11 protein-coding genes are annotated in these 11,887 nt (G+C 51.9%); all 11 read right to left on the bottom strand.

Features of this window, described 5'->3' with window-relative positions; all coding sequences use genetic code 11:
- Positions 1 to 115: 115 nt before the first annotated feature.
- Positions 116 to 1,444: a tetratricopeptide repeat protein gene (locus NP596_RS10325; RefSeq protein ID WP_256615272.1), complete on the bottom strand. Its 1,329-nt coding sequence runs from the start codon at positions 1,442 to 1,444 to the stop codon at positions 116 to 118.
- A 55-nt stretch (positions 1,445 to 1,499) separates the two neighbouring features.
- Positions 1,500 to 1,943 (bottom strand): hypothetical protein, encoded by a 444-nt coding sequence (locus NP596_RS10320; RefSeq protein ID WP_256615271.1) that lies wholly within the window; start codon positions 1,941 to 1,943, stop codon positions 1,500 to 1,502.
- Positions 1,944 to 1,966: 23 nt separating this feature from the next.
- Positions 1,967 to 2,308 carry a hypothetical protein gene (locus NP596_RS10315; RefSeq protein WP_256615270.1) on the bottom strand — a complete coding sequence of 114 codons (342 nt, stop codon included), beginning with the start codon at positions 2,306 to 2,308 and terminating at the stop codon, positions 1,967 to 1,969.
- A gap of 50 nt (positions 2,309 to 2,358) precedes the next feature.
- Positions 2,359 to 3,393 carry a M35 family metalloendopeptidase gene (locus NP596_RS10310; protein WP_256615269.1) on the bottom strand — a complete coding sequence of 345 codons (1,035 nt, stop codon included), beginning with the start codon at positions 3,391 to 3,393 and terminating at the stop codon, positions 2,359 to 2,361.
- Positions 3,394 to 3,584: 191 nt separating this feature from the next.
- Positions 3,585 to 3,935 carry a hypothetical protein gene (locus NP596_RS10305; protein ID WP_256615268.1) on the bottom strand — a complete coding sequence of 117 codons (351 nt, stop codon included), beginning with the start codon at positions 3,933 to 3,935 and terminating at the stop codon, positions 3,585 to 3,587.
- Between the two features lie 313 nt (positions 3,936 to 4,248).
- Positions 4,249 to 4,776 carry a papain-like cysteine protease family protein gene (locus tag NP596_RS10300; protein ID WP_256615267.1) on the bottom strand — a complete coding sequence of 176 codons (528 nt, stop codon included), beginning with the start codon at positions 4,774 to 4,776 and terminating at the stop codon, positions 4,249 to 4,251.
- 88 nt (positions 4,777 to 4,864) lie between these two features.
- Positions 4,865 to 7,582, bottom strand: coding sequence for a type VI secretion system ATPase TssH (gene tssH, locus NP596_RS10295; RefSeq protein ID WP_256615266.1), 2,718 nt, complete (start codon positions 7,580 to 7,582; stop codon positions 4,865 to 4,867).
- A 39-nt stretch (positions 7,583 to 7,621) separates the two neighbouring features.
- Positions 7,622 to 8,686 carry a type VI secretion system baseplate subunit TssG gene (gene tssG, locus NP596_RS10290; RefSeq protein ID WP_256615265.1) on the bottom strand — a complete coding sequence of 355 codons (1,065 nt, stop codon included), beginning with the start codon at positions 8,684 to 8,686 and terminating at the stop codon, positions 7,622 to 7,624.
- Entirely contained in the window at positions 8,650 to 10,533 is a 1,884-nt protein-coding gene (gene tssF, locus NP596_RS10285; protein WP_256615264.1) for a type VI secretion system baseplate subunit TssF, read from the bottom strand. Before tssF ends, tssG begins: the two co-directional genes overlap by 37 nt.
- 2 nt (positions 10,534 to 10,535) lie before the next feature.
- Positions 10,536 to 11,039 carry a type VI secretion system baseplate subunit TssE gene (tssE, locus tag NP596_RS10280; RefSeq protein WP_256615263.1) on the bottom strand — a complete coding sequence of 168 codons (504 nt, stop codon included), beginning with the start codon at positions 11,037 to 11,039 and terminating at the stop codon, positions 10,536 to 10,538.
- 2 nt (positions 11,040 to 11,041) lie between these two features.
- The gene (locus NP596_RS10275; RefSeq protein WP_256615262.1) at positions 11,042 to 11,851 is read right to left on the bottom strand and encodes a type VI secretion system accessory protein TagJ; all 810 of its coding nucleotides are present in this window, start codon (positions 11,849 to 11,851) and stop codon (positions 11,042 to 11,044) included.
- Between the last annotated feature and the right edge of the window lie 36 nt (positions 11,852 to 11,887).

Raw genomic sequence — 11,887 nt, 5'->3', positions numbered from 1 at the left:
GAAAGGGGTTTTCTTTATGGACCCGGGCGACGCAAGGCTTCGCGCGCGTTAGAAAAAACGGCTTGTTCTCCGCAGGCTCCGCCGGACGCCTATCCGGTTTTTGGGCAAGCTCCGATTATGCCGGCAGTTGTGCGGTGACAACCAAACCAAGCACCGGCTCAATAAATTCGTTTCGTAACACGGCGGTATCGATGCGATCGATACGGTAACCGGCATCCTGTAGAGTACGCCGAACATAGGTTTCGGAATGGGCGTACCGGCCTTGTACATTTAAGCGAAAATCCGTCTCCGCCCCGGCCGGCTCCAGCTTTTCCACCGTAAAAATAAACCAACCGTTAGGCTGCAATGCCGATACCGAGGCAATCACCGCCGGCGCTAGATCGCCGAAATAGCAAAACGTATCCACGCAGGTAATCGCATCGAATAACATCGAAGTTTGTAAGAAATGCGCAGTCAATTCCGCTTCATATAATTCATCGTATACTTTTCTAGCCTGCGCCTTAACCAGCATTTTGGCGGACAAATCGACACCGGCCAATAGCTTAACCAACGGCCTGACCAGCACCCCGCATAGCCCGGTACCGCAACCCGCGTCCAACAGTGCCCAAGAAGCCTGCTCCGGTTTAATCTGTTGCAATGCCTTATGCACCAGTGCGGGCGCTTGATAATCGAGCGTTTTTAAGATGTTATCGAAACTGGCGGCAAAACGGTCGAAGGTTTCCCGCACATATTCGTCGCTGGCCCGGACCGGCATTTCATTACGGGTATAGGCCGCCAGCAGGTGCTGCGCCGTGGGGTTGTCCGGGTCGAAATCCAGCCATTGTTTCAAAACTTCGACACAACAATCCAACTTCCCCATCAGATAAAAGGTGCGGGTCAAGCGCTGATAGGCCATGGCGTCGGCCGGATGCATGCGTATCGCTTTTTCATACATCGCCACCGCTTCGTCGTAGCGACTTAAATTGCGATAGACATTACCCAAATTCTGGTAATGGTGGGCAACATCCGGCTCATAACCAATAGCCTTCAACAAAAAGTCTTCCGCTTCTTGGGCTCGCCCCATTTCTTTCAAGGCAATACCGAGATTGGCGCAAGCGGGGGCAAACCGCGGATTAAGTTCTATCGTGCGGCGAAAACACCGCTCGGCCTGTTCGGGCTGTCCGATCTGCAAATAAATGTTGCCCAGGCTATTTTCGGCATCGATATAGTCCGGCGCCGCCTGCAAAGCCTTTCTTATCCACTCGGCTCCTTCCTCGGCAAACCCCAGTTGATTTCTCAGCATACCGAAGAAATGCAATAAATCCGCATCGTTGGGCAAAATATCCAGCAATTGCCGGTAAATTATTTCCGCACTCTGCAACTGATTGGCTTGGTGCAAATGCACGGCAAACCGGAATGCTTCGTCCAGGCTCATTTCCTGTTTAACCGGTTGAATATTATTCAAGTTTTTATTTGGCTGGCCCATGCTTTAAATTATCTCCCCGTCCGGCAATATCTATTCACTCCTGCTCTATACCGCGCGTATCAGGATCGACGATAAAGTTTCGCCCCTTCTCGTCCTTGATATGGAGCTTTCCACTAAAAAAACCTTTGGACATGGACACAATAAAAACGTCTTGAACATCGCTTTCCAGATCGGGATCATAGGCAACGTCATAGACCTTCAACAGCCATAGCTCTTTATTATTGGCCGTATCAAAAGCAGCAATATACCCACCATTCTGTCTTAAGCCGCGTTCCTTGCCCCAGTGGATCACTTCATACCGAACGTTACCGATCACGACCGGATCGATTTCCGACGGCCCCAAACGCTTAGCCGTTAAACCGCCACTACCCGGCTCATCGTTTTGGTTTGGCGAAGACGGGTCGGCCAATGCGCCTTCCATTCCGAGCGCTACCACATACAATATACAAACCACGCGCATCAACATACCTAAGCTCATGCCAAACCTCATTCCCGTAGCGCTTAATCCGAAACCACCGTCCGCGTATTCGTATCAACCGTATATTGGCGTCCACGCTCGTCGGTGATTTTTAGCTTATTGCCGAACCAACTCTTTTTCATGGACTTGATGAACAAATCCTGCACATCGGATTCAAGATCGGAGTCATAGACAATATCGTAAATCTTAAGCGTCCATAACTCCTCTCCGCTGGTTTTATCGAATGCGGCGATATACCCTCCATTTTGAGCAAGCCCTCTATCCTTCCCCCAATGTATCGCTTCAAAACGCAGGTCTTTGATTGTCACGGCCGGCACATCCTTAGGCCCCACCCTTTTTGCCATTAATATATCTTGATTGGTCATGCTTATTGCCCTCGCTGATATTCGATTGGCTACACTTGCTTGGTGCAGAATTATTTCCAGGTATTTGCCAGGTCGGAAGCCGATAAATAGCCCGCCAAGTCCAGCATGAAATATCCCCAACTATCCGCGTTGTCTATTGTTTTGGCGAAGGGTAGCTTGGCTTTATCCGGCTTCAGCCCAGAACTGTCATACCGGTGATCTTGCGTACTCACCTCGTGATGAGACAATTCATGCAGAATGGTTTCCGCGCAAAGCCAAAGTTTTCCGCTGTTGCCTTTCAGCCGGGTAAAAGCGCCTTCCAAATAAATCACCGGAAATCCGCCGCCTTCTCCACCTCGAAACGCAGCACCAAAATAATCGTTCCGCTGCTTGCGCCAATCCAAGTAGTCGGTAAAAACCAGACTTGTTGAATTACATGCGGCGCAGATTTTTTTGATGCCGGCGGAGAGCTTGCTAATCGCGTCGTTCATTTCAGTATCGCCGCAAGTTTCGTCTAAAAACCAGCGCTTGATGATCTTTTTGGTATCTTCGCCTTTAGCATCAACCTTTATCTGCGCATCCATGGCTATTTTGAGCGACAAACCCAACGCATCGCACATTAACCCGCGCTCTTCGTCGCTAAATATCTCTGTTTCGTCGCCCAACTTGGAAGTTGCCGTTTTTTCGTTGCATCCCGCTAATTCGGTAAACACATCCTTGTTGTGTTTCTTAGGAGGCGAATAAACCCAAACATCCTGCCCACCTTTTTTATGCGCGTGGTAAACATGCTTAACCATCTTCAAAGCCGCCGCCCGTTCAGTCCAATTACCAGGCGAAAGCTTATTCTGTGCCGCGTTACAAATAACTTCGCCCGGCCCGCCCCCTAAAAAGAACACCGCAACAGCGTTCGTATGCTTGGCATCGTCGTGAATTTTTTTACGCAATTTTGCCGGTAAATCGGCGCGTCCGGCATCAAACCCGGAATCGCCGAACATCAAGGCTATTGGGCAAGTTTGGGTCAGATATTTGTCCCAATCCGGTTCGGCAAACTTTTGTTTAGTCAATACATCCTTAGCCTTGGCATAAACGGGTGTAAACTTACTCATTATCAAACTCCAAATTAACCAGTTAAATCATTAACATAAGCGAAAAAACGAATAACGTGGCCGGTCCATTTTTATTCCCCAACAATGAATTCAATATTCCCCAACTCAAGGCACTTCGCGAATGAGGACAGCCCAGATTTCGCCTTGTTTAACTCGGTTACTTGCTAGGCTACGTGTTGGCATTTAGTGGTTTAACCTTGTCCTACAAGACTTTTAACGGCTTTTTTAATCTGCTGCCAATGTTCGCTACTTAAAAACTTCTGAGACCCTTTTAAATTCTCCCCACATACCTTTGCTTCATGGTTGCTATCATTTATTTTAAATTTCGTACCGCCATGCACGTGTAACTCGTATTTCAAGTTATCTTCTTCATACCCAAATCGAACTATAAAATAAGTCGTGCCGGCCAAGGTAACCCTCCAATCATCATATTGCCGGGTATCTTTATTAAATTTCCCCCATACGACCAATTGTCCGTTAGCGGCTGCCAATAACAATGCCTGTGTTGCCCGCTCTAATTTTTCTGCATTTGTGCCAGGCATATAGCCCCCGATTTAATAAATTAAAACAATAAGATGAATAAGTTATCCACTAACCTTTTACCAAGGTTGCGTTTTGTTATCGCAAAAACCTCTTACGACTTTTGTTTAATTCCATGCCTAGATTCCCCATCGCACCATTCTTTTCAAGAGGAATCCGGAGCAAAAAATCTTTGATTTAACTTCACTCTACTCAGAGTTATTACCCCAGTTATACGAGTTTCGTTCGTGGTTTATTGCTTTGCCAATCCACCTCACTGGTTAATCTAAATTGCAGTAGCTGTATTTAGAGTCGGCACTCCTTATAATTAATTGGCTAGGCTTTTTTTCTTTGCATCAACGCGTATTTCCATTGCTGCCTTACTGTATGCAGCTGCCCAATAGACATCTTCGAGTTTGGTGCTTTTTCCGGATCATGGTAAAAAATATCGCTGCCGTCCACACCGATGATGACTGACGCATGTCCGTATGTTTGGCCGCCATGAGTCTTCATCCAATATAAAAAAATCGGCCCCCGCTCACGAAGCAAGGTTTCAATCTCAGCCGTGGTATACACATGCGCTGTTGCGCAATTCGCAACAGGCTCCAGTTGCTCCCGAGCAGCCAACAGATCATGGTGATTCGCACAGAGCGTATTGGCTTCAGCAGAGCCTGTCGCATAGTGCCCGGCCAATCCGTCCGCCAAAGCTTTCTTGAAAAGCTCTGGTAGACCTTGGCGCGGACCGGCCTCAAAATAGAATCCGACCATACAGGCGCTGGCATACCAGCAACCGGTGGGATCGTCGCGTCCAGTCCCGCCGATATCCAATTGCGTTACGAATGGAACATTAAGAGTTATGGCCATTTACAACCTCCTTCATAAAAGAAATATCGCTTGGTTCGAAACCATGCTGCGTTTTGTTGCTCTAGCACTGGACAGGGCAAATGTGTTGTTATTCAAACCCATATCCGAACTCCCCGTCCTGCACGGTGACATGCACTCGTTCGATCGGCTTGCCTTCCACCATGCGGACCAAAAACTCCTCGCTGATTTTCGGCAATACGGTATTGGTCAAAATCGCGTCTATCATCCGTCCGCCGCTTTCCAGTTCGGTACAACGGCTGGCGATCAATTTGATGACTTCGTCGTCGTAGGTGAACGGCACTTTGTGGCTTTCGGCGATGCGTTTTTTGATACGGCCAAGTTGCAGGCGGGCGATGGCGCCAATCATTTCGTCGTTGAGCGGATAGTACGGAATCACCACCAAGCGGCCCAGCAAGGCGGGCGGGAACACTTTTAACAAGGGCTCGCGCAAGGCCTTGGATATGCCTTCCGGATCGGGCATCAATTCCGGATCGCTGCAAAGGCCGGCGATCAAATCGGTGCCGGCGTTGGTGGTCAGCAAAATCAGGGTATTTTTAAAATCGATGACCCGACCTTCGCCGTCTTCCATCCAGCCTTTGTCGAACACCTGGAAGAAGATTTCATGCACGTCCGGATGGGCTTTTTCCACTTCGTCCAGCAGCACCACGCTGTAGGGCCGGCGGCGCACGGCTTCGGTCAACACCCCGCCCTCGCCGTAACCGACATAGCCTGGAGGCGCGCCCTTCAAGGTGGAAACGGTATGCGCTTCCTGATATTCGCTCATGTTGATGGTAATAACGTTTTGTTCGCCGCCGTACAAGGCTTCGGCCAACGCCAACGCAGTTTCGGTTTTACCCACCCCGGAGGTACCGGCCAGCATGAACACGCCGATGGGTTTGTTGGGGTTGTCGAGCCCGGCCCGCGAGGTTTGAATCCGCCGGGCGATCATTTCCAATGCATGGCGTTGGCCGATGATGCGCTGTTCCAGATTGTCGGCCAGCTTCAGCACCGTTTCGATTTCGTTTTTCACCATCCGTCCGACCGGAATACCGGTCCAATCCTGCACCACCGCCGCCACGGCCTGATGATCCACGGTCGGCAAGATCAACGGCGATTCACCCTGGAACGCGTGCAGTTCGGCTTGCAACGCCCTTAACTCTTCCAGCAAGGCCTGCTTGTCCTCGATCGATTCACTGGCCGGTTGTGCCGTAGTGTCCGCGCTTGCATCTGTCGGCTTGGCCGCTTCGTCGACGGCATGCCCCGCCGCTCTGAGCTTGGCGCGTAAACCGAGAATTTTTTCGACCAAACCTTTTTCGGTTTCCCAACGGCTTTCCAGTTCCGCCAGACGGGATTTTTCGACTTCGAGCTTTTCGGTCGCCTCCTGTTCGCGGCCGGCTACTTCGATACCCACGGTTTTCTCGCGGCCGATAATGGCCAACTCGGTATCCAGGGCATCGATGCGTTTGCGGCAATCGTCGACCGCCGGCGGCACCGCATGCTGGCTGATGCCCACCCGGGCGCAAGCCGTATCCAGCAAGCTGACGGCTTTATCCGGTAATTGCCTGGCGGGAATATAGCGATGCGACAGTTTTACGGCCGCTTCCAGAGCTTCGTCCAGTATCAAGACTTGGTGGTGCTTCTCCTGTACCGATACCACGCCGCGCATCATGCGTATGGCTTTTTCTTCGCTGGGCTCCAACACCTGCACCACCTGGAAACGGCGGGTCAGGGCCGGGTCTTTTTCGATATGTTTCTTGTATTCCGCCCAGGTGGTTGCCGCAACGGTTCTGAGGGTGCCGCGCGCCAAGACCGGTTTCAACAGATTGGCGGCATCGCCGGTACCGGCCGCGCCGCCGGCGCCCACCAGGGTATGGGCCTCGTCGATAAACAGAATGATCGGTTTCGGCGACGATTGCACTTCTTCAATCACTTGCCGCAAGCGGTTCTCGAACTCGCCTTTCATGCTGGCGCCGGCTTGCAGCAAACCAACGTCCAGCGTGCGCAAACTGACATCCCGCAAAGACGGCGGCACGTCGCCGGCGACGATTTTTAAGGCAAAGCCCTCCACGACAGCGGTTTTACCGACCCCGGCCTCGCCGGTGAGTATCGGGTTGTTCTGCCGGCGGCGCATCAGAATATCGATCAGTTGCCGTATCTCCTCATCGCGGCCGACGATGGGGTCGATTTTGCCGGTGCGGGCTTGTTCGGTCAGGTCGACGGTAAATTGTTTCAAAGCTTCCTGTTTGCCCATGGCGGCCGGCGCCATCGCGCCGCTGGCTTCGCCGGGCGTGGCGCCGGATTGAAATCCGTCGGTCGCCGCCAAGCCGTCTTCGGGCGAACCCGCAACAATCCGCGCTAATTCGTCCGACAACGAGTCGGGCTTGATCTTTTCGAATTCCTTGGAAATGCCCACTAATTCATTGCGCAGCGATTTGGTTTTCACCAAACCCACCAATAAATAACCTGTGCGCACCTGGCTTTCGCCGAACATCAGGGTGCCGTATACCCAGCCCCGTTCAACCGATTCCTCGATATGCGGCGAGAAATCGGAAATAGCGGTGGAACCGCGCGGCAAGCGTTCCAGCGCATCGGTGACATCCTTGGCCAGACGGGAGCCGTCCAGGCTGTATTGTTTGATGATGCGGTGCAAATCCGAGTCCGGCAATTGCAGCAATTGATTTAACCAGTGCACCAGCTCAACATAAGGATTGCCCCTGAGTTTGCAAAACACGGTCGCGCCCTCGATAGCCTTGTAGCAGACCCGGTTTAATTTTCCAAACAGTTTGACTCGGCTAATTTCTGCCATCGCTTTTATCCTATTGGTGGTTGTATTGAATGAATAAAATTATGTTTTACCGGCGGCAAAGAACGGATTGAGGGTTAAATCGTCGGCATCGCACGGACTCGGCCGCGGTCCCAGCCACATACTCCACCCCAATCTTGCTTCACCGTTCATACTGGATCGAACAGCCTTGGCGGGCACGCCCAAACTCAATTCCGCCGGCACTTCATGTTTGTGAAGAATCAGCTGAGCATCCCAAACCAATTCGTCGCCCAGAAAATTGCGCACCGTGGCGGCCAATTTGGCCAAGCCCGCCGCTCCCGGCAACAAGGCCAGATACTGGACCAATTTCAACGGCCCCAGTACGATTCTGAATTTATGCTGGCAGCCCCAGACAAAAGCCCCCAATAATGCCGACTGCCCCAAGGTGGCCAATTCCGGCGCATAGCCCAGACGGCTGTGATCGCTAGGCTGAATCTCCATCCATTCGCCAATAAATTCTTCTATGCGGACCTGGATCGATAAAATGTCGGCAATAATCGCCTGCAAACTGTCCGGTGATTTGGTCTGGTTGGAAAAATGTCCGGCGTAATAAAATTTGGCCCTGTCATCCAGCGCATCGCGGCGCCGAAAAGCCTCGCCCCCCAAACCCAGCAGCGAACCGACATAAAAGCCGAACCTGTCCGCTTGCGGCCTGTCGTAGCTGACTGTCGGCCGGGTATTGGCCCAAGCCCGGTAAAATAAACCGATCATCCGGTGGTGAAAAATGTCGGCGAACCGCGCCAAGGTCGGATCGTGATGGTTCCTTAAGCGCTCTCTGGCATATTCGGTCAAATGCAAGGGCAAGGGGCCGTTGGGACCGAATAACCCCAAAAAGTTGACGGCCAGTCTGGGTACTCCGGAGCCCCCCACATGGCAAGCCGCTAATGCCGAGGCCGGAAATTGCAATTCGGGCTCTTGAGACAAACGGACTGGATCCTCGCTCAGCTTAACGGCCGTTCCCAGCCGGGGTTTGTCGGCGTTCAACGCTTCAAGCCAGCGTAACGTTTCAAAAAAATCGAAACGGTACGCGGCCTGTTCCAACTCGCCGATCAAAACGTGTGTCGGCGTCCGATTCGGGTCGGCCATCGTGCCACCTCTCCGCGATCCGTGGTGCGGATGACTGTTTCGATAAATGAATTAATGGATACGTAGCGGGTAAAAAACTGGTCCAAAACCGTACCCATCAGGAAATAGCCGCCGCCTTCAAAGGCGGATTCGTCCAGCAAAACCGTAATCTCCAAGCCGCGTCCGAACACCATGGGTCCTTTGGAATCGATGCGCCTGACCACATTCTTGGCATTGACCGAGATAACCCCTTCGATTTGCTTTTTGATGGTGGGCTCGCGATTATCGGCATACAGACTTAATAATTCGCGTAAGGCTGCGGCCCCCTGCTTAGGATCGCTATCGATCAACGATAAATAATTCAAAGACAGGTGATTAATTAACCGCCAAACGCTTTCGCCGGCATAGGCTGCGGGTAAAGGCCGGGTAGGGCCGGCAATACAGCGGATCGACTTTACCGGTGCGCTGATTTGCAGGCTAAAATCGGTATCGCCCAAACCTACCGGCATCACCATCGGCAAATCGCGGTTGGTGCAAAGCGTTTCCAGGCCCAATTGGTTGATTCGCGGCGAATAGGGGGCTTGCTCGGTATCGACTATGGAAATAAAACATTCGCTGCCGATATAGCTGGAACGCATACCCTTGCGGCGTTGTTTGGACGACAAAATGCGTTTTTGCCGCCTCAGTATGTAATAGGCGGTTTCGGATTGATTCTGATAGACGCTTTTCGAGCCGTAAAACGGCAAAAAGGTTTGTTCATTACGGTCTTCGCCGAAGCCCGCCACATGCTCGACGCTGAAAACTTCGTAATCCATCGGCCGGGTGCGGTCTACCAGCACATGATATTCCGACTGGCGGTGATCCACGTGCAAGCGGTCGGTGCGCTTAGGGAATAAATTAATGGCCGGCACGCAGAACAAGGCCAGATTGGCTTTATCCAACGCGTTAATCAGTTGCGCATCGCTGCGGTCCAACAAGACGAACAACTCTAGCTCATCGGTTTGACAATCGGCAATTAAAGACGACAGCCCGGATAATTCGGCGAACAAAAAACGCTCGGGGAAGGCAAAATATTCCTGCAAAATTCGATAGCCATCGAAGGAACGCGGGGTTTGCCGGAGCATGGCTTCGTCTTTTTCGAAGCCCAAGCCACGCACATGTTTTCCGCCGGAAAATTTAACCTGGACTTGCGTACCGTTATTGAATTTGCAAGCCAGGGCTTTGGAGTTGGCCAATAACTGCTCATACACGCGATAAGGCGTCGCCCCGATGCCGCGTAAAAACAGCGGCAAGGTCTCCAGCGCCAGTTGGTTAAAACGCACGCCGGCCGTACAACGTAAAACGATACGGATAGCGCCTTTAACATTGTGCAAGTGCTTGGGATCGGCTAGGCCGCAACTGGAAACAGCCGCTAAAGACGGCAAATATTCCACCTGGCCGATTTCCAACGGCCACAGTTGCAAGGGATATGCGGTTTGATATTCGCATGCCGTTTGTTCGCCCTTGGCGATTTGGCTGCGTAACGTGCTGCCCTTGCCTATCAAAAAACCTTCCGCCAGACTTTCTTCCGTCAAATCGGGTTTAAATTCGACCACGGTCATCGACGGCGTAGCGGCCAAATAATGCGGGTAGATGATTTCCAACAGATGTTGGGTAAAGTTGGGGAATTCGGCGTCGACTTTTAACTGAACCCGGGCCGCCATAAAGGCAAAGCCTTCGAATAAGCGTTCGACGTAAGGATCGGAGCATTCGAAGGCATCCAGACCTAAGCGGGCGGCAATTTTGGGAAATTCGCTGGCAAACTCGGCACCGACTTCGCGTACATGCTGCAGTTCGCGGTTATAGTAATGAAGCAGACGCGGATCCATGGCTAACCGCCTACTTCCTTAACCGTAACTTCGCCGGTCTCCAGATCCAAATCGCTACGGATAAACAGGTGTACCGGCAAGGGTTGAGCCCATAAATCGCCCTCGATTTTGAAAGACAGCGAGTTCTGGCTCATTTGTTCGCTGGCAACGATGATTTCGATCCTAAGCGAATCCGCTAAAATCCTGGGCTCGAAATCGACGATGGCTTGTTTTAATTTGCGCTCTAAATTACCGGCGTCGACGCTGCTGAAGTTGGTACCGGATAGTGCCGGTATGCCGTAGTTAATGACGGAGCGCGCCACGTAAGGCGCGGAGGACAAGTCTTCCAGGGCTTCAAAAGCCGTGGTGTTTAACAGCCAGCTGATATCTCTTAAAACGCTTTGCCGCAGTTGCCGGTAGGACATGACACGCTGCTCGCGCGATTCGGACTTTTCAGTCGGTGCATAGTCGGTCAGCCGGTCCAACAAGGATGGCTGCAGACGCTCTTTAGCAACAAGCTCCGCCATTTTTATTCGACAGTTGCGGAATTAAAAATTAATTCTCGAGTATCCAATAAAGCATGTTCGCCATTGTCGGTTATCAAAATACGCTGCCCCAAACCGAAGTAATGACCGGCCCCGGGCTCCCGCCATTCGGTTTTACGCGCCAATCGCAACGCGGCGTCCTCGGCGTTTTCGCTATCTGGGTAGCGGGAAGGAATTAAACCGAACGCAGCACCGCCATTAGTCCAGGTAAATTGGGCCGGCAGCCAGACCAAATCCCGCAGATCGGCCGGGGCTTCTATCTCTATTTTGGCGATCCGATTAAAGGGAATCCAGTAATAACGGCCATTGACAATCGCTTCCGTAACCGGCCCAAGCCGGCTATCCGAGTCGGCAATCCATTCGAACGCCTCGCCATTAAAACTGCCGGACGAGGTTGGCGCCTGCTCGAAAGCCTGATCGCGCAACTCTCCCGCTTGGGTAAAGCTGGATTGCGCCGACAACTTGCACGCCTCAATCAATAGCGCAATCCATTGTTCGGGCTCGCCGAATACCAAAGGCGAAGTTTCACCCTTAAAAACTTTCTCGCGGAGTAATTCGCAACGAATGGCTTCCCGATAGGTTTGCACCATCGCCAAATTCGCATTGTCCAAATTACCGCAGACATTGAGCTGATTAAGCGCCCGATCCCACTGCCCGTTAAGCGCCAGTAGCTGAAACAAAAACACCCGGTGCTTCGCCACATCCGGACTTTTACGCACCTGATCCTGTAATTGCGCCAGCGCGTCGTCCAGGCGTCCGTCTTTTAAGCTAATTTCCGCAGCACTTGAAATCATAAGCGTCCAAACTCTTTATAAATGAAACGCCTGCCC

The sequence above is a fragment of the Methylomonas rivi genome, from assembly GCF_024505165.1.
Lineage (GTDB): Bacteria > Pseudomonadota > Gammaproteobacteria > Methylococcales > Methylomonadaceae > Methylomonas > Methylomonas rivi.
Note: the sequence above shows the minus strand (reverse complement) of the source record. Positions and strands in the feature narration are given on the sequence as shown.

What these genes read in the sequence shown, in the direction of transcription:
- NP596_RS10320 (WP_256615271.1), bottom strand. Translation starts at nt 1,943, where the DNA reads ATGAGCTTAGGTATGTTGATGCGCGTGGTTTGTATATTGTATGTGGTA.
- NP596_RS10315 (WP_256615270.1), bottom strand. Translation starts at nt 2,308, where the DNA reads ATGACCAATCAAGATATATTAATGGCAAAAAGGGTGGGGCCTAAGGAT.
- NP596_RS10310 (WP_256615269.1), bottom strand. Translation starts at nt 3,393, where the DNA reads ATGAGTAAGTTTACACCCGTTTATGCCAAGGCTAAGGATGTATTGACT.
- NP596_RS10305 (WP_256615268.1), bottom strand. Translation starts at nt 3,935, where the DNA reads ATGCCTGGCACAAATGCAGAAAAATTAGAGCGGGCAACACAGGCATTG.
- NP596_RS10300 (WP_256615267.1), bottom strand. Translation starts at nt 4,776, where the DNA reads ATGGCCATAACTCTTAATGTTCCATTCGTAACGCAATTGGATATCGGC.
- tssH (WP_256615266.1), bottom strand. Translation starts at nt 7,582, where the DNA reads ATGGCAGAAATTAGCCGAGTCAAACTGTTTGGAAAATTAAACCGGGTC.
- tssG (WP_256615265.1), bottom strand. Translation starts at nt 8,686, where the DNA reads ATGGCCGACCCGAATCGGACGCCGACACACGTTTTGATCGGCGAGTTG.
- tssF (WP_256615264.1), bottom strand. Translation starts at nt 10,533, where the DNA reads ATGGATCCGCGTCTGCTTCATTACTATAACCGCGAACTGCAGCATGTA.
- tssE (WP_256615263.1), bottom strand. Translation starts at nt 11,039, where the DNA reads ATGGCGGAGCTTGTTGCTAAAGAGCGTCTGCAGCCATCCTTGTTGGAC.
- NP596_RS10275 (WP_256615262.1), bottom strand. Translation starts at nt 11,851, where the DNA reads ATGATTTCAAGTGCTGCGGAAATTAGCTTAAAAGACGGACGCCTGGAC.